The organism is Bosea sp. BIWAKO-01, assembly GCF_001748145.1.
GTDB lineage: Bacteria > Pseudomonadota > Alphaproteobacteria > Rhizobiales > Beijerinckiaceae > Allobosea.
In genome coordinates this window covers 3,743,781-3,766,222 of the sequence record NZ_BCQA01000001.1, presented here as the reverse complement: position 1 = coordinate 3,766,222, position 22,442 = coordinate 3,743,781, and the positions used below count along the sequence as shown (strand labels likewise).

Below are 22,442 nucleotides of genomic sequence, written 5' to 3'. Positions count from 1 at the left end.
ATCGGGGAAGGAATGTGGTGCTTGGCAGGAGGCCAGGCAGCGGTTAGAAGGCCCGCATCGCTCCAGGGAGTGGTCGTAAGCGTCTCACGTCAGGCAACGCATCCACCGCGGCGCTGCGCCGATGGATGCCTAAAGCGCCTCCCAAGCGACGCCGCCTGTCCTGAGAGCTTGTTCTCCATGTCTCCGACTGACCTCTCACGCCCGCGCCGCAAGCTGCCGGCACGAAATGCCGGCATCGTCATGCCCTTCATCCTGTCGATCGTAATGACCTTCGTCGTCTCGGGCATCTCGACCTTGAAGGCGCTCGGTCCTTCCATGACCGCGCTCCGTACCTGGCCCGCCTCCTGGGGAGTGTCCTGGCGGGTCGCCTTCCCGACTCTGCTTGTCGTGCTACCCCGACGGCTGGTGGCACGTGTCGTCGCCGCGCCCAGCCAAGGCTGAATGTTCCGCTCAAAAGAAAAGGGCGGCTTGCGCCGCCCTTATGTTGATCCCGAGTGCCGGGTTCAGTTGTCGAGGAAGCTGCGCAGCTTCCGCGACCGGCTCGGGTGCTTGAGCTTGCGCAGCGCCTTGGCCTCGATCTGACGGATACGCTCGCGCGTCACCGAGAACTGCTGGCCGACCTCTTCGAGGGTGTGGTCGGTGTTCATGCCAATGCCGAAGCGCATGCGCAGCACGCGCTCCTCGCGCGGCGTGAGCGAGGCCAGCACCCGCGTCGTCGTCTCGCGCAGATTCGACTGGATCGCCGCATCGATCGGCAGGATCGCGTTCTTGTCTTCGATGAAGTCGCCGAGATGCGAATCTTCCTCGTCGCCGATCGGCGTTTCCAGCGAGATCGGCTCCTTGGCGATCTTCAGCACCTTGCGCACTTTTTCGAGCGGCATGGCGAGCTTCTCGGCCAGCTCCTCAGGGGTCGGCTCGCGGCCGATCTCGTGCAGCATCTGGCGCGAGGTCCGGACGATCTTGTTGATCGTCTCGATCATGTGCACCGGGATGCGGATGGTGCGGGCCTGATCGGCGATCGAACGGGTGATCGCCTGCCGGATCCACCACGTAGCGTAGGTCGAGAACTTGTAGCCCCGGCGATACTCGAATTTGTCGACCGCCTTCATCAGACCGATATTCCCCTCCTGGATCAGGTCGAGGAATTGCAGGCCGCGGTTCGTGTACTTCTTGGCGATCGAGATCACGAGACGCAGATTGGCCTCGATCATCTCCTTCTTCGCCTGCCGGGCTTCGCGCTCGCCCTTCTGGACCATCAGCACGATCTTGCGGAATTCCTGGATCTCCAGGCCGGTCTCGGAGGCGAGCGTGTGGATGTCCTCGCGCAGCTCCTTGATCCGGTCCTTCTCGGACCCGACGAATTCGCGCCAGCCGCGCGAACCGAGCTTGGAGACGCGCAGGACCCATTTGGGGTCGAGTTCGCCGCCGACATGCTGCTTGAGGAAATCGTCGCGCGCGACGCCATAGGTTTCGGCCAGACGGAGCAGGCGCGTCTCATGCGAGATCAGGCGCTTGTTGATGTCGTAAAGCTGCTCGACAAGCGCTTCGATGCGGTTGTTGTTGAGCGAGAGCGACTTCACCGCGGTGATGATGTCGTCCTTGAGCTTCTTGTACTTGCGATCCTGCGACGGCGAGAGCTTGGTGTTCTCCAGCCGGTTGGCAATATCCTGGTCCTGCAGGCGCCGCAGCTTCTTGTAGTTGTCGGCGATCGAATCGAAGGTCTCGAGCACGCGCGGCTTCAGCTCGGCTTCCATTGCCGAAAGTGAAACATTGTTCTCGATGTCGTCGTCGTCCATCTCGGGCGGCGGTTCGCCACCCTCGCCACCGAAGGCCGGGGGGGCGCCTGCCGGCTGGCCTTCGCCTTCTTCGCCCTCTTCACCCGGCAACTGCACCGGATTCTTGCCGTCGGGACCGGCATAAGTGGCTTCGAGATCGATGATGTCGCGCAGCAGAACCTTGCCATCGACGAGTTCGTCCCGCCAGATGATGATGGCCTGGAAGGTCAGCGGGCTTTCGCAGAGCCCGGCGATCATCGCCTCGCGGCCGGCCTCGATGCGCTTGGCAATCGCGATTTCGCCTTCGCGCGACAGGAGCTCGACCGAACCCATCTCGCGCAGATACATGCGGACCGGATCGTCCGTGCGCTCGGTCGGCTCGAGATTGCGCTTGACCTCGACCGGCAGCGCCGAACGGGAGGTCTCGACGAGATCGCCCTCGCCTTCCTCGTCGTCGCCGCCGCCGTCCTTGCCGCGCTGGGCGCGTTCCTCGCCGGCGGCCTCGGGATCTTCGTTGTCGACGACGTTGATGCCCTGCTCGCTGAGCTGGCCAAGCACGTCCTCGATCTGCTCCGAGGAGAATTCCTCGGAAGGCAGGACTTCATTCAGTTCGTCATAGGTGACATAGCCGCGCTTCTTGGCGAGCTTGATCATCCGGCGTACGGCCTGATCCGTCAGATCCAGCAGCGGCCCATCAGTGGTCGGGGGGGCTTCCGGTGCGACCTGATCGGTCTTTTCCCGTTCGCTCGCTTTAGTCGCCATCAATCAGCGCTCCGCACTCTCGCGTGGCAGGAGGCGCGAAGTGCCCCATGTCGACGCATAAAAGGGCGGCGCGGCCGCTGGTCCGGCGCGCTCACCCCACCCAAATCATCTCAACCAGATGGACCCGATCCTCCTTAGGAATCGTGAACCATCCATGCCCCGTTCGACAGTGACGACGACAGCGAAAGCTATGTTCCGATCAATCACCTGCCATGGCCTCGGTGCCCTCGAGGTTCTCGAGCCGGGCCTTGACGTCTTTGATCCAGGCGAAATTTGCTTCAGTCGCTTCGTCAGCCAGTGCGCGCTCGGCTGCCTTCAACTCGCTATGTAACGTTCGCGCCCGATGATGCAAGACGATTGCCTGACGAATCGATTCAAAAACTGATTCCGGATCAGCCGCTTGGGCGAGTTTAAGCCGCTCGGCCGGACCGGTGACAGCCATCAGCGCCGCCCTCGCGTCCTGGACCTTCGGCTGGTCGAGCCGATTCGCCAGGGCATCCTGATCCAGCCCATCGCCGAAGGCGGCATCGAGCAGCACCTGCCTGAAACGCTCGGCCGCCATGCCGTCGAGCGAAAGCTCCGACAATTCATCGGCGCAGCGCAGGATCAATCCGGAATGGCTCGCCAATGCGAGCAGGATGAAGGCCTCGCGCTTATCCTCGCCGCGCCCTTGCGACACGATGCGCGAGCGCGAAAGCTGCGAGCTGGCCCTCAGCGGCAGGGCCTGGCGGTTCGCGCCGGCCCCTCCCTGCCCGCGAGCACCGCCTCGTCCGCGCGACTGCCCGCCTCCACCAAAATTCCTTTCGCCGCCAAAACTCCTTTCGGCGCGGGCAGGAGCGGCACTGGTGAAGAGCTGCGACAGCCGCTCTTCCATCTCGATGCGATAATGGCGCCGCGTCACCTCGTCGCGGATATGTCCGAGCGCCTCCTTCAGACGACGCTCGAAGGCCGCCCGGCGCTCGGGCGTATCGAGCGACCCGGCTTCGACCTCGCGGTTCCAGAGCATGTCGACCAGCGGCCGCGCCGCCTTGAGCACCTCGGCAATCGCGACCTTGCCGCCGGAGCGCGCCAGGTCATCCGGGTCCTGCCCGTCCGGCAACAGGGCGAAGGCGAGCGACTTCCCGGGCTCGAGCAGCGGCAAGCCGATATCGATCGCCCGGCTCGCCGCCTTGCGCCCGGCCTTGTCGCCGTCCAGGCAGATCACAGGCTCGTCGGCCATGCGCCAGAGCAGGCCGATCTGGTCCTCGGTCAGCGCCGTGCCAAGCGGAGCAACGACCTGCGGGAAGCCCGCCATCGTCATGGCGATGACGTCGACATAGCCTTCGACCACGATGACCTGCCCGACATCATGAGCGGCCTTGCGGGCATTGTGGTGGTTGAACAGCAGCCGGCCCTTGTGGAATAGCGGCGTCTCCGGCGAGTTCAGATACTTGGCGGAAACCTCGGCACTCATCGCCCGGCCGCCGAAGGCGATCACGCGCCCGCGCGCATCGTGGATCGGGAACATGATCCGGTCGCGGAAGCGGTCATAGGGCACGGCGATTTCATCGCCATGGATCAGCAACCCCGCCTCCATCATCAAGGCGGCATCGACCCCCTTGCCGGCGAGATGGTCGCGCAGCGCGAAACGGTCGGGCGGCGCGTAGCCGATGCGAAACTGCCTCCTCGGCTCGCCGTCGAGGCCGCGACCCGACAGATAGCGCCGCGCCGCGGCGCCGCGCTCGGCCGCCAACTCGGCTTCGAAGAAGCACGCCGCAAGCTCCACGACCTCGTGGAGCCCCTTGCGCCTCTCCTCCTGGACCTGCGCCTCATGCGTCACGGTCGGCAGGATCACGCCGGCCTGGGAGGCCAGTTTCTCGACTGCCTCAGGGAAGGAGAGCCCTTCGGTCTCCATCACGAATTTGAAGATGTCGCCGTTCTTGCCGGAGGAGAAATCGAAGAAGGAGCCCTTCTGGTCGTTGACGAAGAAGGACGGTGTCTTCTCGGCATTGAAGGGCGAAAGCCCCTTCCATTCCCGCCCGGCCTTGGCGAGGCGCACGCGTTTGCCCACGACCGCCGAGACCGGCAGCCGCGCCTTGATCTCCTCAAGGACGGATGGGGGGAACTTCATGGCTTCCTATGTGGGGCCTGGCGCACAGGAAGCCAATCGCCGATCCGCAAGCGGACCGGCTTATCGGCTCTATCCACAGCACCGGCGGCCCCGGCGCTCGCTTGCGATCAACCGCCGAGCGCAGCCTTCACCAGACCGCTCGCCTTCGCGAAGTCCATCTGGCCCGCGTAATTCGCGCGCAGGATCGCAATGACCTTGCCCATGTCCTTGACCGAGGCCGCGCCGCTCTCGGTCACCGCAGCCGCAATCGCCGCCTTCACCTCGCCCTCATCCATCTGCTTCGGCAGATAGGCGGAGATGACGTCGACCTCGGCACGCTCGCCGGCAGCAAGTTCCGGGCGGCCATTGGCGTCGTAGATCGCGATCGATTCCTGGCGCTGCTTGATCATCTTCTGCAGCAGAGCGAGGATTTCGTCGGCAGAGGCCTCGCCCTTGCCGGCGCCGCGCGCCTCGATGTCCTTGTCCTTCAAGGCAGCCTGGATCAGGCGGATCGCGCCGACCTTGCCCTTCTCGCCGGCCTTCATCGCTTCTTTCAGCTCGCTGGTGAAGCGCTCGCGCAGGCTCGTCATGTTCGTCATTCCCTTTTCTTGTATCAGGCCGGCGCAGGCCTCGATTGACGACGTGGACCGGCGTCTTTAAGGCTCGCGTTCCAGATCGGCGGAGCGCGAAGCCGCTGCCCCGCCCCACACATTGCCGCCTCGTCGCGGCCTGGACGAGACATAGACATGACCGCTCCCGAAGGAAACCCCGCCACCGGCGGCTGGACAGAACCGCGCGCGACCGCTCTCCTCGTGCTAGCCGACGGCACCGTGCTGGAAGGCTTCGGCCTCGGCGCCGTCGCTGAAGCGCCGGGTGAGGTCTGCTTCAACACGGCGATGACCGGTTATCAGGAAATCCTGACCGACCCGTCCTATGCCGGGCAGATCATCACCTTCACCTTCCCCCATATCGGGAATGTCGGCGTCAACGACGAGGATACCGAGACGGTGAACGCCGCGGCGTCCTCAGGCGTGCGCGGCATCGTGATCCATGCCGACATCACCGAACCCTCGAACTGGCGCGCCACGCGGCATCTCGATGCCTGGCTGAAGGCTCGCAACATCGTCGGCATCGCCGGCGTCGATACGCGGGCCCTGACCGCCTTGATCCGCGACAACGGCATGCCGAACGCGATCCTCGCCCACAATCCCGACGGCGTCTTCGATCTTCCCCGTCTCAAGCTGCAGGCAGCCGCCCTGCCCGACATGGCCGGGCTCGATCTCGTGCCGCTGGTCACCGCCGCCCAGCGTTACGACTGGAGCGAGACGCCGTGGCAATGGCCCGCCGGATACGGCAAGCGCGAGAGCGTGGCACACAGGGTCGTCGCAATCGATTATGGCGTTAAGCGCAATATCCTGCGCCTGCTCGCAAAGGCCGGATGCGAGGTGACCGTGGTGCCTTCGACGACCAGCGCCGCCGACATCCTGGCGCTGAGCCCCGACGGCGTTTTCCTCTCCAACGGCCCGGGCGACCCGGCCGCGACCGGCGAATATGCCGTGCCGGTCATTCGCGAACTTCTCGACCGGAAGATTCCGACTTTCGGCATCTGCCTCGGCCACCAGATGCTTGCGCTCGCCATTGGCGGGCAAACCATGAAGATGAAGCAGGGGCACCACGGCGCCAACCATCCGGTGCAGGACAAGACCACCGGCAAGGTCGAGATCGTCTCGATGAACCACGGCTTTGCGGTCGACCCCACCACGCTTCCGGCCAATGCGAAGGAGACGCATGTCTCGCTCTTCGACGGCTCGAACTGCGGCATCGCCCTCGACGATCGCCCGGCGTTCAGCGTCCAGCACCATCCAGAAGCGTCCCCCGGTCCGCAGGACAGCCATTATCTCTTCGCCCGCTTCGTGGAGTTGATGGAAACCGAAAAGGCCAAGGCCGCAGCCTGAGGCGACACGATGCTCCACCAGTTGCGCATCTACGAGATATTCGAACGCAACAAGGCGGCTTTCCATGTGCGCTTCCGCGATCACGCGGCGCGCATCATGGCGCGCCACGGCTTCGAGATCGTGGGGATGTGGGAAACCAGGAGCGCAACGCGAACGGAATTCGCCTATATCCTTGCCTGGCCCGATGCCGAGACCAAGGCGGCGCGCTGGGCGAGCTTCATGGCCGATCCGGAATGGACCGAGATCAAACGCGTCACCGCGATCGAGCATGGCGACCTCGTCGGCGCCATCGAGGATCGCCTGATGGTGCTGACCGACTATTCCCCCAGGCTCTGAGTTGACAGACCGACCGGCCCGCGGTTTAAGCGCGCCATGACCATGTCCTGCCTCCTCGCGCGGAACTATTACGCCCCGTCCTCATAAGGCGGTGGCATTCCCATGTTCAACCGCCGCGCTGGCGGTTGAATTCAGGCAGTCACCCGGCATCGCGGCCTCCTTTAGGAAAAACGCGATGCATTCCTCCCGCAAAACCGTCTCGTCTATCGGCATCATGGGCTTTGGCGCCTTCGGCCGTCTCATGGCTCGTCATCTCCAGCCACATTTCCCGCTCTTGGTCTGCGATTCCGAACAGCCGCCCGCGGTCGACGGATCGGGCAAGGGTCTCGCTCCATCGGATGTGAAGGCAGTCGGTGCCTGCGATGTCGTGATCCTCGCCGTGCCGGTCGATCGGATCCCGACCGCGATTGTGGCCCTGCGACCGCATCTGCGGGCGGGTACGCTGGTGCTCGATGTCGGTTCGGTCAAGATTGGCCCGGCGCGCGCCATGCAGGTCGAGCTTCCGGAAGACGTCGACATCCTCGGCACTCACCCGCTGTTTGGTCCGCAAAGCGCGCGTCATGGCATCAGGGGGCTGAAGATTGCGCTGTGCCCGGTTCGCGGGCGCAGTAGTCCGCGCGTCGCAGCCTTCCTGCGCAAGGTGCTCGGCTTGAAGGTGGTCATGACCACGCCCGACGCACATGACCGCGAAACAGCCATGGTTCAGGGCCTGACGCATCTGATTGCCAAGATATTGGTGCGGATGGAGCCACTGCCGCACCGCATGACGACGGCCAGCTTCGATCTCCTGATGCAGGCGACCGAGATGGTCCGGCACGATGCGCCGAACGTCTTCATGGCGATCGAACGCGCCAATCCCCATGCCAGGGCAGTCCGCGACAGGTTCTTTGCCATTGCCGAGGAGATGCGGCAGTTGTTGGAAGACGATCACCTCGCCCAGCCCACGCTGCCCCCGTCTCGGAAATCCCCAGCCGAAGCCAGTGCCTAGACAGAGCTTGAACAATCAACCACGCCGCATAGATCACGCCGCAAGTCGCCAGCACGCCCTGGCGCGGAGTAGCGGCTGGAACGCAGGACGACAATGACCGACAATCCGCTGGCCGATCCGGCCATCGCCCATCCCGATCTCGACGAAGCGACAATCGGCCTGCTCGTGCGCACATTCTACAGTCGGGCGCGGCTGGACGACGTGATCGGACCGGTCTTCGAGGCCGCCGTCGATGATTGGGATGACCATATCGGCAAGATCAGCGACTTCTGGAGCAGCGTGATGCTGCGCACCGGCCGCTATGGCGGCCGGCCGATGCGACCGCACCTGATCCTGCCGCTGGAAGGCAGGCATTTCGACCGCTGGCTCGAACTTTTCGAGGCGACTGCGCAGGAACTCTGTCCGCCTGCCATCGCCCAGGCCTTCATCGTGCGGGCGCGCCGGATTGCCGACAGCTTCGAAATGGCGCGGGCGTCGCAGCGCGGCGAAATCGGAAAACCACGCCATAGCGCGAGGTGATCACTGAAGCCGAGGGTTTGCTGCAAACCGATCCGGCTATACGCTCTCAGTCGGTGCCGCAGTTCCCTTATGATATCGCGGCGGAAATGCGCCCAGTTCAAATAGTAACTTGCTCTTTTTGCATTGCTCCTATCTCAATATCCGACTATCCAACACAACTCACGGCTGAAAATCTCCAAGCTGCTGTCGTGAGAGAACGATCCGGAGCATTGCGATGGAACGTAGAGGAAGCGAACGCACGCGATCATGGGCACATCAAGTGCTGATCGCTGTTGAGGGCGACGATTTCCTGTCGAGGCTCCATGCGATGGATGCGTGGCTCAGCCAATGGGAAATTCCCTATCGTGCCGTCTCGGTGCCACGCGACAACGGGGCGATCCGGATCTGCTTTTCCGATGAGAGGTTCGCCCGGGCTTTTCACGTCAATCTGGGCGGCCTGCGCGTCCCTTCCGACCCGTTGGCCACGGAACTGGCTGCGGATCCCGCCAAGGATGACTTCTATCAATTGGTCGAACGCAAGATCGCCAACTGAACCGAGTCCGGTTTCGGTCCCGCATCAAGCGTAGGATGTGCCGAAGCAGGCATGGGTCAAGACGGGATCCCGACCCCTCCGCCGAATGGCCCATCGCTGGAATGGCCGCGGCCCCCTCCCCAGCATGCAGATACGTCACGCCGTGCGCTACGCTGCCTTTGCTTCCGTTTTCAGGAACGCAGTGAGCCGTGCCGCAGGCAAGCCCGCCTCTTGCGCGATCCGCGTCGCCAGCGCAGCGGCTGCCGGGCGCGGCTGTCCGATCGGACGGTCGAGCCAATAGGAAACCGGATTGAGCGCGGTGCGCGGATCAACGGCCGCCACGCGCCCTGCCGCGATCTGCGCCTGCGCCAGCGGTGGACGGGCGAGCGCCACTCCCAGCCCGCAGGCAGCGGCATCGAGCACGAGATTGTAATCCTCGAAACGTCGATCCTGCGGACGGGGCCGGTAATCCAGCCCCTGCGCGGCAAACCAGGCGCGCCAGCCGGATGCATCGGAATCATGGATCAGCGGCTGGTCGAGCAGCCGCGCGGCCTTGCCGGCACCAATTTCCCGCGCAAGCTCCGGCGAAGCGATCGGAAAACACCATTCCTCGAAAAGCTGGACCGAGACCCGCCCCGGCGCTCCGCCGCGCCCACAGCGAATGGCGAGGTCGATGCCCTCGCTCTCCAGATCAACCCGGCGATGGTCGACCTGAAGCACAATGCGCAAATCCGGATCGCCACTCTCGAGCCATTTCATGCGCGGCATCAGCCACAGGCTGCACACCGACGGGATCGCGCTGAAGCGCACGACCGCGGCACCGCGCGGTTCGGTCCAGCGGTCCGATGTGTCCGCGATCAGCGCGAAAGCCTCCTGCGTGCGCTGCATCAGTCGCTGGCCCTCTGGCGTCAGCGCGACGCCACGCGCCTGCCGGGCGAAGAGCCGGGTGCCGAGCCAGTGCTCAAGCTTGGCCACCTGCCGACTGATCGCGCCATGGGTCAGGTTGAGCGTCTCGGCCGCCGCCGAGAAGCTTCCCGAGCGGGCCGCCGCCTCGAAGGCACGCAGGGTGTCGAGCGGGGGCAATCCTGAGCTGTGATCCATGCTCACAGATCATGCTCGAATTACTCGTTTGTCAATCAGCTCGTCCGGGTATCTATCACCTGTCGACCCCTGACCACCGAGGCTCGACATGAACTCGCTCAATCCAGCCGTCTCCACGCCGCGCAGCCTCGATCCGGCCACCGTCGCCGTCGTGACCTTTACCGTTATCGCCTGGGCCTCCGCCTTTCCCGCGATCCGGGCCGGGCTCACGGCGCTGGGGCCGATCGAGCTCGGCGCCGCTCGTTTCGCGATTGCGGCCGTCCCGAGCGCGATCTTCCTCGCCATCATGCGCCCGGCCTTGCCCGGCTGGTCCGATGGCTGGCGCTTCCTTCTTGGCGGGTTGGTTCATGTCGCGCTCTACACGACCCTGCTGAATTTCGGCGAGAAGACCGTCTCTGCCGGCGCCGCGAGCTTCATCATCAACATCAATCCGATCATCACGGCCGGATTGGCGATGTTGATCCTCGGCGAGCGCTTCGGGCCGCTCGCCTGGCTTGGCACTGCGATTTCCTTCGCCGGCATCGGCCTGATCGCATTGGGCGAAGGCCAGGGCATCGAGCTCAGCACCGGTGTCCTCTTCATCCTTGGCGCCGCACTCTGCCAATCGGTCACCGCCATCGTCCAGAAGCCGCTTTTCGCCCGCCACAGGGCGCTCACCGTCTCGGCCTGGAACATGGTCGTGGGCGCGCTGGCCCTCTCCCCGTTCCTGCCCAATGCCGTCAGCCAGTCGGCCTCTGCGTCGAGCGAAGCTCTCTTTGCCGTCATCTATCTCGGGATTGTGCCAAGCCTGCTCGCCTATGCGACCTGGACGATGATGCTCGCACGGCTGCCTGCGGGCCGCGCCTCGAACTTCATGTATTGCGTACCACCGGTCGCCACTTTGATGGGCTTTCTCTGGCTCGGCGAGGCTCCGACTGCACTCGGCGTCCTCGGTGGGGTCATGGCGCTGGGCGGTGTCGTGATCGTCAATCTGAAGCGCTGACAGCACCAGCTTCCCCCCACGGGCGCCCGCTGCAATACTGTTCCTCGCCTGCCCCGCGAGGATGCGTATGACCAGTGATCAGCCCGGTGTCGTTCAATCATCTCCGTCGGCCGCTGGCGTTCGCATACGAGCATTGGTGGCGGAAGACTGGGTCGCATTCCGCGCGCTGCGCCTGGTTGCGTTGTCCGACACGCCGGAGGCCTTCGGCGCAAGCCACGCCGAAGAGGCCGCCCAGCCGGACAGCTTCTTCCGCTCGCGCCTCGCCGCCGAGGAACCCAACAGGGTCTTCGGGGCCTTCTCCGACAGCGGTGACCTGATCGGGATCGCAGGCTTCCGCGCAACCTTCTCTGCCAAGTCGCGCCACAAGGGCGTGCTCTGGGGCGTCTACGTTGTGGCTGGCTGGCGCGGGGATGGGGTCGGCCGCGCGCTCGTCGATGCCCTCATCGGGCACGCCGCGCGGCACGTCCTGGTGCTTCAGGCCCACGTCGTGACGACGAACCGCGCCGCACATTCGCTCTACACCCGACTCGGCTTTGCCCCCTATGGCATCGAATCCAAAGCGTTGTACGTCGACGGCCAGTTCTATGACGAAGCGCTTCTGGCGCTGGATTTCACGCAAGCCGCCGAGCCTTGAGGCGATGACCCAAAGAGCGCCGGCCGAGGCGTGATACGAGCTCATCCCGTTCAGGCCCCGGCAAAGAGCCGGTATCCATGCCTGAGTGCGGGCGGGAGATCTTCCCACCCGCATTCGAGGCCTACGGGACGGCATGTCGCCCGCCTCAGAAGCCTTGCGCCTCCAGAGCTCTCTCATTCTCGGTGATGTAGTCGCGGATCACCGGCACGGCGCTCTTGTGCGGGCCGAGCAGGAGCTGGAAAACCATGTCCCCCCCGATATCGAACGAGATCTCGCAGGCCGAGAGGTAGAACTCCCACATCCGCGCGAAACGCTCGCCCATCATGCCAACGACCTCCTCGCGCTTGGCGAGAAACCGCTGGCGCCAGGCAGCCAGCGTCCAGTGGTAATGCCGGCGCCAGAACTCGCAGTCCGACGACCAGAGCCCTGTCTGCTCGACCGCCGCGAACACCTCCGACATCGCCGGTGCGTACCCGCCCGGGAAGATGTATTTGTCGAAGAACGGTCCAGTGAAGCCCGGAGGGCCGACCCGGCCGATGCAGTGCACCAACGCAATCCCGTCCGGCGTCAGCAGATCGCGGATCTTCTCGAAATATTCGAGGTAATGCGCAACGCCGACATGCTCCATCATGCCGACCGAGACGACGCGGTCGAAGCTGCCGGTCAGTTCGCGATAGTCCTTGTTGATGAAAGTGACGCTGCCGCCGACCCCGGCCGCTTCGGCCCGCTTCTGCGCCGCCGCCATCTGGTCGGGCGAGACATTCAGCCCGGTCACCTTGGCTCCACAGGCCTTGGCGAGATAGATCGCGAGCTCGCCCCATCCCGAACCGATATCCAGAACCGTCATGCCGGGTTCGATCTTCAGCTTGGCCGCGATATGGCGGAGTTTTGCCTTCTGCGCAGCTTCGAGCCCCACCTCCGGACTATGCCAATAGGCGCAGGAATAGGTCATCGTCTCGTCGAGCCAGAGACGGTAGAAATCGGTCGGGATGTCGTAGTGGTGCTTGACCTTCTTGCCGGCCACGCCGAGCGGGTTGTGCATCCGGAAGCGCCGGATGCGGAAACGGATGTTGCGGATCGCCTTTTGCAGCGGATGCTTGCGCATCTCCTTGCGCTGCAGCCAGAACAGACTGAGCAGGTCGTGGATCGTCGAGCCGTCCTCGAAATTCACCCGCCCGTCCATGTAGCCTTCGGCCAGGGCCAGCTCGGGATTCAGAAAGATCTCGCGCTCGATCTTGTCGTCAGAGAAGCGCACGGTGACAGCCGGCGCGGTCTTGTTCTGACCAGCGAACAGGATTGGCCCCGGGCCGGGCCCGAAGACATGGCGCTTGTTGTCCGGGGTGATCACCGTCAGGCGCCCTTGCCTGACGAAGCGTTTCAGAAGTCGCGGCAACAGCAGCATGCAAGCCTCCCAGCCTTGGTGCGACCTTAAGCCGAGCGATCGGCGCAGGGAAATGCCGAGCCGGCAGAAGAACGCGGAACTGGCGAGGTGTTGCGCGAACTCCATATCGGCGGTTGCCGATACACGCAGCGACAGCGTAGTCCTGAGGCCGAAACGGGCGCGCGTGCGCCCGTCACTGAGCGGATGACGGCGAGACGATGTCCTGGCGCGATTTCTGGAACAGCGAGCACGCGATCTATGTCTCGCCCCGTCACAAGCTGCTGCACTACCGCCAGATCGCCACCGACCTGATTCGCCATATCCCCTCGCCCGAGGCGGTCGTGCTGGATCACGGTTGCGGCGAAGCGCTGGCCGCCGATCGCGTCGCCGCAGCCTGCGCCAGGCTCTATCTCTGCGAGGCGGCCCCGAGCGTGCGTGAAAAGCTGCGTGCGACCTTTGGCGCGATCCCGGCGATCACCGTCGTCTCGCCGGAGGAGGTCGAGGCACTTGACGACGGCGCGCTCGATCTCGTCGTCGCCAACTCGCTGATCCAGTATCTCGGCCGTGAGGAGCTGGCGCAGTTGCTCCTGCTCTGGCGACGCAAGCTGAAGCCCGGCGGACATCTCGTCATCGCCGATGTGATTCCACCCGATGTCAGCGCGCTGACCGACGCCACGCAACTGCTCTCCTTCGCCTGGCGCGGCGGCTTCCTGATTGCCGCGCTCGGCGGGCTCGTCCGCACCGCGTTCTCCGATTATCGGAAGCTGCGCGCCGAGTACGGGCTCTCGACCTATAGCGCTGCCGCCATCGTCACTCTGATCCGAGAGGGCGGGTTCGACGAAATCGAGCGCCAGCCGAACTTCGGCCATAACCCGCACCGCATGACCTTCCGCGCCCGCAATCCGGGCTGAGCCGCCGCTTTAGACGCCTTCGCGATCCGCGAAGGAAAAGAACTTGTGGCCGAGGAAGGAGAACACCATCACGATCAGCGTGGTGACGATCTGCATCGGCAGATAGGGCAGACCGGCCCGCGCCACGAAAAGATGCATCAGGATACCGGTCAGCACGAAACCGCCCGCCGCGATCAGCGCAAAGCGCCAGGTCGCCTGGGCATGGCTATGCGTGGCGTCAAAGGTCAGCCAGCGGTTCAGCGTATAGGACACGACCGCGCCGAGCGTGAAACCGGCAAGCGTAGCCGGCACCGGCGCGACCCCGCCAAGCTCGACCAGTCCGATCAGCAGCGCGTAATGCGCCACCGCCGTCACGCCACCGGAGAAAACATAGGCCACGATCTGGCGCGACTGACGGGGAAGGCGGGAGAGAGACATCCCCGCCCTCTACAGCATTTTCCTGCTGGCCAGTACCGGCTCGCGTGAAAGCTCGCGCAAGCCCCGCCTCGCCCCCCAATCAAGGCAGTCCGGACAAGGCGCGAGACCGCGCAGGTCCGGACGTCATCAGAGCGCGGGGTGCCGTGATGGCTCCCGGAATTCCGTCCGGAACGCGCCGCGCAGCCCCTCAGCCGGCATCGCCACCGCCGGCGAGATTGGCGGGCATCCCGCCGACCGGCATGTCGAGCCCTTGCTTCAGCGTATCCAAATGAAACTCCCGGATGCGACCGCTCGTGGGATCGCTGACGAAGGCGCTGTTCCCGACGATACCCAGGTTCGGTGTCGGCGATTTCGCGCCGTATTGGCAATCGAAGGCGGGTACCGCGTCGAACGTTGCGAGTTCCCGCCAGGTCGGCGCGATCTCATAGACGCGGAGTTTGCCGTCCGGCGTGAGGTTCGCCATGCGGTTGCCGCTGGCATCAAGATCGAACTGGCAGGCCGGCTGGCCGCCGGGCACCGTCAGGACATCCTGGGCCGAGAGCAAGGCTGCGGCAGGGTCGATCCGCAGAAGCGCATTGTATGGCCCCTTCAGTCCGTAATTGGCGACGGCATAGCGGGCGCCCGTGCGCGCCTTGATCGCACTGACGCGCCGCTCGTCGGGATAGCCGATCTTGCGCGCAGTCCAGCGCCCGGACGTATCCCGGGCAAGGACGAGAACGCCGCCATCCACCCCGTCATTGCAGCCGAAGACGTGGCGCCCCTTGCTCTCGGCATAACCGTGGAAGAGCTTGCAGGAGGCATCGGCGCGCGCCAGATCGTTGAAGCTTGCGAGCCGCTTCCAGCCCTTGTTGCGCTCGAGGATTTCAAAGCCGTCCGGCCGAGACGAGGCGCTGCGGTCCTCGCCCTTGGCGTAGACCGCGTTCGGCACCGACATCAGCCACTGCCGGCGCCCGAGCGGAATGGCAATGCCGTGCTGCGGCGCCGGGCTGGGCCATGTCTCGCTGGCGGGAGACTTGCCATCCAGGCTCTTGAGATCGACCAGCACCGCCTTCGGCTCGCTCTTGCGCTCCCAGGGCCTGTCTCCGTCGAAGAACAGCGCAATCTGTCCATGCCTGGAAACCACATGGGCCGGGCGGTCGCCCTTCACGGCGAAGTCGAGCAGCCTGACCGGCCCCTTGTCGACATCGACGTGATCCCCATGGGATTCGTAGCGCAGTCCGCTATCGAGGAAGCGGATGGTGCCAGCCTCGTCGCCTGTCTTGATGACGATGAAACGCCCCCCCTCGGCGCTGGCGAAGGACGGGTTGGGTTTTGGCACATCGAAGCTATGCGTCACCTCGCCGGAGTCGAGGTCGAGCACACGCACGACCGGTTTCTCGTGGTCGGCAAGGACGAGCCGGCCACGCAAGGTGGCATGATCATGGGCAGCGGCCGTTGCTGCGGCCAGAACAAGGGTAAGCGCAGCTCCCGCTGCGAACTGAAAGCGCATCGTTGTCTCCTGTGAACGAAGGGCAGAGGTCCGCCGGTGCGCGGACCGGATCTCTCAGACCGCAGCGGCGCGGCGCCAGACCGGAAATGGGTCAGGCAGGTCGCGGTAGCGTTCCGGTTTGAAGCTGATGGTCGGCGTCTCGCCGAGCAGGCAGGCGTCGAGCGCGCTGGTGATGGCCTGCTGGTCCATGCCCGAGCCAATGAAGACCAGTTCCTGCCGCCTGTCGCCCCAGACCGAGTGCCAGTGCCGGTTCAGGATTGCTTTCCACTCGGGATGGTCGGGCCAACGGCTACGCGGCACGGACGCCCACCAGAAGCCCATCGCCTCGGTCCGGCAGACGCTGCCAGCAAGGCTCATCTCGCCAACCCATTCCGGCCGGGTCGCCAGCCAGAAATGGCCCTTGGCACGGATCAGGCCGCCCCAGTCGCGCCCCAGGAAGGCGCTGAACCGCTCCGGTTGGAATGGGCGCCGGGCGCGGTAGACGAAGGAGGAGATGCCGTACTCCTCGGTTTCCGGAACATGATCCCTGTGGCCATAGAGCTCCTTGTACCAGAGCGGATGTTGTTCGGCCTTCTCGTGATCGAACAACCCCGTATCAAGGATCGCTGCGAGCGGAGCGCGGCCGAAATCGGTTTCGACCAACCTTGCATCGGGATTGAGCGCCCGGATGATCTTGCGCACCAGATCGCGCTCTTCCGGCGTGACCTCCGACACCTTGTTCAGGACGACGACATCGGCGAACTCGATCTGCTCGACCAGGAGATCGACCAGGGTGCGCTCGTCGTCCTCGCCTGCCGTCTCGCCGCGCTCACGCAGGAAGTCGCGCGAGCCATAATCCTTCATCAGATTGATGGCATCGACGACGGTCACCATCGTATCGAGCCGCGCGAGATCGGAAAGGCTGGCGCCATCCTCGTCGCGAAACGCGAAGGTCGCGGCGACCGGCAAAGGCTCGGCGATGCCGGTGCCTTCGATCAGCAGGTAGTCGAAGCGCCCTTCCCCGGCGAGGCGACGCACTTCGGCGAGCAGGTCATCGCGCAAGGTGCAGCAGATGCAGCCATTGCTCATCTCGACCAGCCTCTCGTCGGTCCGCGAGAGATTGCCCCCGCCCTCCCGCACCAGATCGGCGTCGATATTCACCTCGCTCATGTCATTGACGATGACCGCAACCTTGCGGCCTTCGCGATTGCTGAGGACGTGATTGAGGAGCGTGGTCTTGCCGGCCCCGAGGAAGCCTGAGAGCACGGTGACGGGAAGGCGGGAATCCATTCGGCATCCATTATGTTATGTTACAACATAACATAGACAGCGATGCGAAAGGTTGGCAAGCCGGTTTCGACCGGAATGGGCTGATGCCCCCTACGGAGCGAGCAGTTTGTCTTCGGAAAAGCGGGGAAGCGACGAATCGCGCCGCGCCGTGGCAATGATGCTGTCGAGCAGCCCGGGGAAGCGACCGTCGAGTTCGCCACGCCGCAGGCTGATGAAGCGGGACGTGCCCTCCGCCCGGGCCCGGGTGATGCCGGCCTCGCGCAGCTTCGCAAAATGATAGGCCAGCAGCGAGGGTGAGGCGAAATCCGTGAAGCTTCCGCAGCGCGCCTCGAACTCCTCGGAATCGGCCAGCGCCAGGACGATGGCGAGTCGCGTCGGATCGGCGAGCGCGCCAAAAACCGTCGCGGCGTCAATGTCGTCCATGTCGGGATGAAAGATCGGCTTCATCCCCCGGACATAGGAGATTGCGGTACTCCTGACAATATTCAACGTTCATTGAAATTAAGGTTGACGGAAGTTCGCACGCGACCTTAAATTCAACGATCATTGAAATTTTGAAGGAATGTCCAATGGACACGCGTCTCGTCTGGCTCGCCGGCGGCGCCTTCGTCATCGGCACGGGAAGCCTGATGATCACTGGCATCCTGCCGAATCTGGCGGCCGCCTTCGGCACCTCGATCGATACTGCCGGCTTGCTGATCTCGATCTTCGCCGTCGCCTATGCGTTGGGCTCGCCAGTCCTTTCCACCCTGCTGGGCGACATCGACCGCCGGATGATCCTCGCCGGGTCGCTCAGCGTCTTCGCCGTTGCCAATCTGTTTGCCGCCTTCGCCACAGGCTTCGCCTGGCTGATGGTCGCGCGCATCGTCATGGCGCTTGCGGCCGGCGTCTTCATGCCGTCGGCCAACGCGGTGGCGGTCGCGCTGGTCTCGGCGGAGCGGCGCGGCCGGGCTATTGCGCTTGTCACCGGCGGCATGACGGTTTCACTGATTCTCGGCGTCCCGCTCGGCACCGCCATCACCTCCTATGGCGGCTGGCATCTCGCCTTCCTTTTGGTCGCGTTCATTGGCGCCTTCGCCGTGGCCGGGCTGCTCCTGAACCTGCCGGACAACTTGCCCCGCGGCACCAACTCGCTCAGCGAGCGCCTGCAGGTCGCACGCCGCACCGATGTGCTGCTGGCGCTCGGCACCACTGCGCTTTGGACCACCGGCGCCTTCACACTCTACACCTATGTCGCGCCCTTCCTCGCCACCCATGCCGGCATCAGCGGCCCCTGGCTCAGCGCCGCCCTCATCGTCTCCGGCATCGGTTCGGCCATCGGCAACCAGGCAGGCGGAATGGCGAGCGACCGCTTCGGCCCGGAGCGCACCCTCGCCCTCGTCCTCACGGTGCTCGCACTGGCGCTCGCCTCCGCCTCGCTCATGGCGATCACGCTGCCCCCCGCGGCGGCCATCTTCGTCGCTCCGGCGATCCTCTTCGTTTGGAGCATGGCCGGCTGGGCCGGCCACCCCTCGCAGATGTCGCGGCTCGCGGCGATGGCGCCAGACGCGACCGTCGTCGCGCTCTCGCTCAATGCGTCCGCGCTCTATATCGGCATCGCCGCCGGCTCGGCATTGGGCCAGCAGACGCTGCGCCACGGCGCCTCATGGCAACTCGGTTTCGTCGGCGCGATTTGCGAGATCGGTGCACTTACCCTGCTTTGGATCTCCATCCGGCGACGCCGGACCACGCGCCGCGAACTGGAAATCGGCAGGGCCCCCGTGGCGACGTCTGTGCGTTGAAGAGGGGTAAGCGCGCTTTTCCCTTCCTTCCGCGGCAACCTCCCTCTATAGCGAGCGCCTAGCATTCATTCAGGCGCTCGCTGACTCCCCTTTCCTCGCGGACGGGGATCCGTCAGGCGCGCGCCCGCACAAGCACTGGCCGGACCCATGCCCAAGCGCACAGACATCAAGACGATCCTCATCATCGGCGCCGGCCCGATCATTATCGGCCAGGCCTGCGAGTTCGACTATTCCGGAACCCAGGCCTGCAAGACACTGAAGGCCGAGGGCTACCGCATCGTCCTGGTCAATTCGAATCCGGCCACGATCATGACGGACCCGGATCTCGCGGATGCGACCTATGTCGAGCCGATCACGCCCGAGATCGTCGCCAAGATCATCGAGAAGGAGCGCAACGTCCTGCCCGGCGGCTTTGCGCTGCTGCCGACCATGGGCGGCCAGACGGCGCTGAACTGCGCGCTTTCGCTGAAGAAAATGGGCGTGCTCGAGAAATTCGACGTCGAGATGATCGGTGCCACCGCCGAAGCCATCGACAAGGCCGAGGATCGCGAGCTGTTTCGCGAGGCGATGACCAAGATCGGTCTCGATACGCCGCGCTCGCACCATGTCAGAACGCTCGGCCAGGCCCTCGAGGCGCTTGAGGACATCGGTCTGCCGGCGATCATCCGCCCCTCCTTCACTATGGGCGGAACAGGCGGCGGCATCGCCTACAACAAGGGCGAATTCATCGAGATCTGCGAGCGCGGCATGGACGCTTCGCCGACCAGCGAAGTGCTGATCGAAGAGAGCGTGCTCGGCTGGAAGGAGTACGAGATGGAGGTCGTCCGCGACAAGGCGGACAACTGCATCATCGTCTGCTCGATCGAGAACATCGATCCGATGGGCGTCCATACCGGTGATTCGATCACCATCGCCCCGGCGCTCACGCTGACGGACAAGGAATACCAGATCATGCGCGACGCCTCGCTGGCGGTGCTGCGCGAGATCGGCGTCGAGACTGGTGGCTCGAACGTGCAGTTCGCGGTCGATCCTGCCACTGGCCGGATGATCGTCATTGAGATGAATCCGCGCGTTTCGCGCTCCTCAGCGCTGGCGTCGAAGGCCACCGGCTTCCCGATCGCCAAGGTCGCCGCGCGGCTTGCCGTCGGCTACACGCTCGACGAAATCGAGAACGACATCACCGGCGGCGCGACCCCGGCCTCGTTCGAGCCGACGATCGACTATGTCGTCACCAAGATCCCGCGGTTCGCCTTCGAGAAATTCCCCGGCGCCGAACCGACCCTGACGACCGCGATGAAGTCGGTCGGCGAGGCCATGGCGATCGGCCGCACCTTCCAGGAATCGCTGCAGAAGGCGCTGCGCTCGCTGGAGACCGGGCTCGACGGCCTCGATGAGATCGAGATCGAGGGTCTGGGCCAGGGCGACGACAAGAACGCGATCAAGGCTGCGCTCTCCTCGCCGACGCCCGACCGCCTGCTGCAGGTGGCTCAGGCGATGCGCTTCGGCTTCACCGACGAGCAGATCCACGAAAGCTGCAAGATCGATCCCTGGTTCCTCGCGCAGATGCGTGGGTTGGTCGAGACCGAGGACAAGGTGCGCAAGCACGGCCTGCCGACGACGCCCGGCGCCTTCCGCCAGATCAAGGCGATGGGCTTCTCGGACAAGCGCCTCGCCGCGCTCGCGAACCTGACCGAGGCCGAGGTGACCCAGCGCCGGCATGCGCTCGAAGTGCGTCCGGTCTTCAAGCGGATCGACACCTGCGCCGCCGAGTTCGCCTCGCCGACCGCCTATATGTACTCGACCTATGCCATGCCCTTCGCCGGCACGCTGGCTGACGAGGCCAACCCCTCCGACCGCAAGAAGGTGGTCATCCTCGGCGGCGGCCCGAACCGCATCGGCCAGGGCATCGAGTTCGACTATTGCTGCTGCCATGCCTGCTACGCGCTGCGTGATGCCGGCTATGAGACCATCATGGTCAACTGCAACCCGGAGACGGTTTCGACCGACTACGACACCTCCGACCGGCTCTATTTCGAACCATTGACCGCAGAGGACGTGCTCGAGATCCTCGAGACCGAGAAGCGCAGCGGCACTCTGCATGGCGTCATCGTCCAGTTCGGCGGCCAGACCCCGTTGAAGCTGGCGAATGCGCTCGAAGAGGCCGGCATCCCGATCCTCGGCACCTCGCCCGACATGATCGACCTCGCCGAGGACCGCGACCGCTTCAAGCGCCTGCTCGACAAGCTGCATCTTAAGCAGCCCAAGAACGGCATCGCCTATTCCGTCGAACAGGCACGCATGATCGCGGGCGAACTCGGCCTGCCCTTCGTCGTGCGTCCGTCCTATGTGCTCGGCGGTCGTGCCATGGCGATCATCCGCGACGAGCCGCAGTTCGAGGACTATCTGCTCGGCACGCTTCCGAGCCTGATCCCGTCCGAGGTGAAGGCGAAATACCCGAACGACAAGACCGGCCAGATCAACACGGTGCTCGGCAAGAACCCACTGCTGTTCGACCGCTACCTCTCGGACGCGATCGAGGTCGATGTCGACTGCCTCAGCGACGGCAAGGACGCCTTCATCGCCGGCATCATGGAGCATATCGAAGAGGCTGGGATCCACTCGGGCGATTCGGCCTGCTCTCTTCCGCCCCGTTCGCTCTCGCTGGCGACCCTCGCGGAACTCGAGCGTCAGACCAAGGCCATGGCGCTGGCGCTCGATGTCGGTGGGCTGATGAACGTGCAATACGCCATCAAGGACGGCGTCATCTACGTCCTCGAGGTCAACCCGCGCGCCTCGCGCACCGTGCCCTTCGTCGCCAAGGTCATCGGCGAGCCGATCGCCAAGATTGCCGCGCGCATCATGGCGGGCGAGAGCCTCGCGAGCTTCGGGCTGAAGCCCGCTGCTCTGACCCATGTCGGCGTCAAGGAAGCGGTCTTCCCCTTCGCGCGCTTCCCCGGCGTCGACGTGCTGCTCGGTCCGGAGATGCGCTCGACCGGCGAGGTCATCGGCCTCGACCGTTCCTTCGACATCGCCTTCGCCAAGAGCCAGCTCGGTGCCGGCTCCAAGGTGCCGATCAAGGGGACTGTGTTCGTCTCGGTGCGCGACGCGGACAAGCCGCGCATCGTGCCCTCCATGCGCATCCTGTCCGATCTCGGCTTCCGCATCCTTGCCACCGGTGGAACGCTGCGCCTGCTGCAGGAGGAAGGCATTCCGGCCGCCAAGATCAACAAGGTTCTGGAGGGCCGGCCGCACGTCGTCGACGCCATCAAGAACGGCGAGATCCAGCTCGTCTTCAACACGACTGACGGCCCACAGGCACTCGCGGATTCACGCTCGCTGCGCCGCACGGCCCTCTTGCACAAGGTGCCCTATTATACCACCTTGGCCGGAGCGATCGCGGCTGCCGAGGGCATCAAGGCCTATTGCAGCGGCGATCTCGAAGTACGATCGCTGCAATCCTACTTCGTCCGCGCCGCCTGAACGGCCGCGCGGCCGAAGCAGTTCTGAAAACGATCGGAAGCTGAACGCAGGCCGCGGGGGAC

20 protein-coding genes are annotated in these 22,442 nt (G+C 64.7%); 11 read left to right on the top strand and 9 right to left on the bottom strand.

Annotated features, from left to right (window positions below; all coding sequences use genetic code 11):
- Positions 1–177: 177 nt before the first annotated feature.
- A complete protein-coding gene (locus BIWAKO_RS17515; RefSeq protein ID WP_069879740.1) occupies positions 178–441 on the top strand; it encodes a DUF2798 domain-containing protein in 264 nt (87 codons plus the stop codon).
- Between the two features lie 62 nt (positions 442–503).
- Here BIWAKO_RS17515 and rpoD read toward each other — a convergent pair whose 3' ends face one another.
- From rpoD to BIWAKO_RS17500, 3 genes are all read right to left on the bottom strand, one after another.
- Positions 504–2,537: an RNA polymerase sigma factor RpoD gene (gene rpoD / locus BIWAKO_RS17510; RefSeq protein ID WP_069879739.1), complete on the bottom strand. Its 2,034-nt coding sequence runs from the start codon at positions 2,535–2,537 to the stop codon at positions 504–506.
- Positions 2,538–2,736: 199 nt separating this feature from the next.
- A complete protein-coding gene (dnaG, locus tag BIWAKO_RS17505) occupies positions 2,737–4,647 on the bottom strand; it encodes a DNA primase (RefSeq protein WP_069879738.1) in 1,911 nt (636 codons plus the stop codon).
- 107 nt (positions 4,648–4,754) lie between these two features.
- The gene (locus tag BIWAKO_RS17500; RefSeq protein ID WP_244523472.1) at positions 4,755–5,225 is read right to left on the bottom strand and encodes a GatB/YqeY domain-containing protein; all 471 of its coding nucleotides are present in this window, start codon (positions 5,223–5,225) and stop codon (positions 4,755–4,757) included.
- 147 nt (positions 5,226–5,372) lie between these two features.
- On the opposite strand from BIWAKO_RS17500, the gene carA reads away from it, so the two are divergent.
- From carA to BIWAKO_RS17475, 5 genes are all read left to right on the top strand, one after another.
- The gene (carA, locus tag BIWAKO_RS17495; RefSeq protein WP_069879737.1) at positions 5,373–6,581 is read left to right on the top strand and encodes a glutamine-hydrolyzing carbamoyl-phosphate synthase small subunit; all 1,209 of its coding nucleotides are present in this window, start codon (positions 5,373–5,375) and stop codon (positions 6,579–6,581) included.
- Positions 6,582–6,590: 9 nt separating this feature from the next.
- On the top strand, positions 6,591–6,917 hold the full coding sequence (locus BIWAKO_RS17490; protein WP_069879736.1) for an NIPSNAP family protein: 327 nt from the start codon (positions 6,591–6,593) through the stop codon (positions 6,915–6,917).
- A gap of 175 nt (positions 6,918–7,092) precedes the next feature.
- A complete protein-coding gene (locus BIWAKO_RS17485; RefSeq protein ID WP_069879735.1) occupies positions 7,093–7,905 on the top strand; it encodes a prephenate dehydrogenase in 813 nt (270 codons plus the stop codon).
- Positions 7,906–7,998: 93 nt separating this feature from the next.
- The gene (locus BIWAKO_RS17480) at positions 7,999–8,424 is read left to right on the top strand and encodes a group III truncated hemoglobin (RefSeq protein ID WP_069879734.1); all 426 of its coding nucleotides are present in this window, start codon (positions 7,999–8,001) and stop codon (positions 8,422–8,424) included.
- Positions 8,425–8,638: 214 nt separating this feature from the next.
- Positions 8,639–8,956, top strand: a complete 318-nt coding sequence (locus BIWAKO_RS17475) for a hypothetical protein (RefSeq protein ID WP_141740137.1) — start codon at positions 8,639–8,641, stop codon at positions 8,954–8,956.
- Positions 8,957–9,103: 147 nt separating this feature from the next.
- Here the strand turns inward: BIWAKO_RS17475 and BIWAKO_RS17470 are convergent, their stop codons facing one another.
- Complete coding sequence (locus tag BIWAKO_RS17470; protein ID WP_069879732.1) at positions 9,104–10,036, bottom strand: LysR substrate-binding domain-containing protein; 933 nt, start codon at positions 10,034–10,036, stop codon at positions 9,104–9,106.
- An 88-nt stretch (positions 10,037–10,124) separates the two neighbouring features.
- On the opposite strand from BIWAKO_RS17470, the gene BIWAKO_RS17465 reads away from it, so the two are divergent.
- Positions 10,125–11,018 carry a DMT family transporter gene (locus BIWAKO_RS17465; RefSeq protein ID WP_069879731.1) on the top strand — a complete coding sequence of 298 codons (894 nt, stop codon included), beginning with the start codon at positions 10,125–10,127 and terminating at the stop codon, positions 11,016–11,018.
- Positions 11,019–11,151: 133 nt separating this feature from the next.
- Positions 11,152–11,652, top strand: coding sequence for a GNAT family N-acetyltransferase (locus BIWAKO_RS17460; protein WP_176733345.1), 501 nt, complete (start codon positions 11,152–11,154; stop codon positions 11,650–11,652).
- Positions 11,653–11,797: 145 nt separating this feature from the next.
- Here the strand turns inward: BIWAKO_RS17460 and BIWAKO_RS17455 are convergent, their stop codons facing one another.
- The gene (locus tag BIWAKO_RS17455; protein ID WP_069879729.1) at positions 11,798–13,054 is read right to left on the bottom strand and encodes an SAM-dependent methyltransferase; all 1,257 of its coding nucleotides are present in this window, start codon (positions 13,052–13,054) and stop codon (positions 11,798–11,800) included.
- A gap of 197 nt (positions 13,055–13,251) precedes the next feature.
- Here BIWAKO_RS17455 and BIWAKO_RS17450 point away from each other — a divergent pair, with 197 nt between their 5' ends.
- The gene (locus tag BIWAKO_RS17450) at positions 13,252–13,944 is read left to right on the top strand and encodes a methyltransferase domain-containing protein (RefSeq protein WP_069879728.1); all 693 of its coding nucleotides are present in this window, start codon (positions 13,252–13,254) and stop codon (positions 13,942–13,944) included.
- Positions 13,945–13,953: 9 nt separating this feature from the next.
- On the opposite strand, the gene BIWAKO_RS17445 is transcribed toward BIWAKO_RS17450, so the two are convergent.
- The 4 genes from BIWAKO_RS17445 to BIWAKO_RS17430 form a co-directional block, all read right to left on the bottom strand.
- Positions 13,954–14,361, bottom strand: coding sequence for a GtrA family protein (locus tag BIWAKO_RS17445; RefSeq protein WP_069879727.1), 408 nt, complete (start codon positions 14,359–14,361; stop codon positions 13,954–13,956).
- Positions 14,362–14,548: 187 nt separating this feature from the next.
- Positions 14,549–15,850: a hypothetical protein gene (locus tag BIWAKO_RS17440; RefSeq protein WP_069879726.1), complete on the bottom strand. Its 1,302-nt coding sequence runs from the start codon at positions 15,848–15,850 to the stop codon at positions 14,549–14,551.
- 54 nt (positions 15,851–15,904) lie between these two features.
- On the bottom strand, positions 15,905–17,119 hold the full coding sequence (gene zigA, locus BIWAKO_RS17435) for a zinc metallochaperone GTPase ZigA (RefSeq protein ID WP_069879725.1): 1,215 nt from the start codon (positions 17,117–17,119) through the stop codon (positions 15,905–15,907).
- Positions 17,120–17,209: 90 nt separating this feature from the next.
- A complete protein-coding gene (locus tag BIWAKO_RS17430; protein WP_141740136.1) occupies positions 17,210–17,542 on the bottom strand; it encodes an ArsR/SmtB family transcription factor in 333 nt (110 codons plus the stop codon).
- A 146-nt stretch (positions 17,543–17,688) separates the two neighbouring features.
- Here BIWAKO_RS17430 and BIWAKO_RS17425 point away from each other — a divergent pair, with 146 nt between their 5' ends.
- Both BIWAKO_RS17425 and carB read left to right on the top strand, forming a co-directional pair.
- Positions 17,689–18,900, top strand: a complete 1,212-nt coding sequence (locus BIWAKO_RS17425; RefSeq protein ID WP_069879723.1) for an MFS transporter — start codon at positions 17,689–17,691, stop codon at positions 18,898–18,900.
- Positions 18,901–19,047: 147 nt separating this feature from the next.
- Positions 19,048–22,380, top strand: a complete 3,333-nt coding sequence (gene carB, locus BIWAKO_RS17420; RefSeq protein WP_069879722.1) for a carbamoyl-phosphate synthase large subunit — start codon at positions 19,048–19,050, stop codon at positions 22,378–22,380.
- Positions 22,381–22,442 lie beyond the last annotated feature (62 nt).

Excerpts from the sequence above, each read along its gene's own strand:
- BIWAKO_RS17500 (WP_244523472.1), bottom strand. The coding sequence starts at position 5,225 with ATGACGAACATGACGAGCCTGCGCGAGCGCTTCACCAGCGAGCTGAAA.
- BIWAKO_RS17480 (WP_069879734.1), top strand. The coding sequence starts at position 7,999 with ATGACCGACAATCCGCTGGCCGATCCGGCCATCGCCCATCCCGATCTC.
- BIWAKO_RS17440 (WP_069879726.1), bottom strand. The coding sequence starts at position 15,850 with ATGCGCTTTCAGTTCGCAGCGGGAGCTGCGCTTACCCTTGTTCTGGCC.
- BIWAKO_RS17475 (WP_141740137.1), top strand. The coding sequence starts at position 8,639 with ATGGAACGTAGAGGAAGCGAACGCACGCGATCATGGGCACATCAAGTG.
- carB (WP_069879722.1), top strand. The coding sequence starts at position 19,048 with ATGCCCAAGCGCACAGACATCAAGACGATCCTCATCATCGGCGCCGGC.
- zigA (WP_069879725.1), bottom strand. The coding sequence starts at position 17,119 with ATGGATTCCCGCCTTCCCGTCACCGTGCTCTCAGGCTTCCTCGGGGCC.
- rpoD (WP_069879739.1), bottom strand. The coding sequence starts at position 2,537 with ATGGCGACTAAAGCGAGCGAACGGGAAAAGACCGATCAGGTCGCACCG.
- BIWAKO_RS17470 (WP_069879732.1), bottom strand. The coding sequence starts at position 10,036 with ATGGATCACAGCTCAGGATTGCCCCCGCTCGACACCCTGCGTGCCTTC.
- BIWAKO_RS17465 (WP_069879731.1), top strand. The coding sequence starts at position 10,125 with ATGAACTCGCTCAATCCAGCCGTCTCCACGCCGCGCAGCCTCGATCCG.
- dnaG (WP_069879738.1), bottom strand. The coding sequence starts at position 4,647 with ATGAAGTTCCCCCCATCCGTCCTTGAGGAGATCAAGGCGCGGCTGCCG.
- BIWAKO_RS17455 (WP_069879729.1), bottom strand. The coding sequence starts at position 13,054 with ATGCTGCTGTTGCCGCGACTTCTGAAACGCTTCGTCAGGCAAGGGCGC.
- BIWAKO_RS17430 (WP_141740136.1), bottom strand. The coding sequence starts at position 17,542 with ATGGACGACATTGACGCCGCGACGGTTTTTGGCGCGCTCGCCGATCCG.
- BIWAKO_RS17445 (WP_069879727.1), bottom strand. The coding sequence starts at position 14,361 with ATGTCTCTCTCCCGCCTTCCCCGTCAGTCGCGCCAGATCGTGGCCTAT.
- BIWAKO_RS17490 (WP_069879736.1), top strand. The coding sequence starts at position 6,591 with ATGCTCCACCAGTTGCGCATCTACGAGATATTCGAACGCAACAAGGCG.
- carA (WP_069879737.1), top strand. The coding sequence starts at position 5,373 with ATGACCGCTCCCGAAGGAAACCCCGCCACCGGCGGCTGGACAGAACCG.
- BIWAKO_RS17425 (WP_069879723.1), top strand. The coding sequence starts at position 17,689 with ATGGACACGCGTCTCGTCTGGCTCGCCGGCGGCGCCTTCGTCATCGGC.
- BIWAKO_RS17450 (WP_069879728.1), top strand. The coding sequence starts at position 13,252 with ATGTCCTGGCGCGATTTCTGGAACAGCGAGCACGCGATCTATGTCTCG.
- BIWAKO_RS17485 (WP_069879735.1), top strand. The coding sequence starts at position 7,093 with ATGCATTCCTCCCGCAAAACCGTCTCGTCTATCGGCATCATGGGCTTT.
- BIWAKO_RS17515 (WP_069879740.1), top strand. The coding sequence starts at position 178 with ATGTCTCCGACTGACCTCTCACGCCCGCGCCGCAAGCTGCCGGCACGA.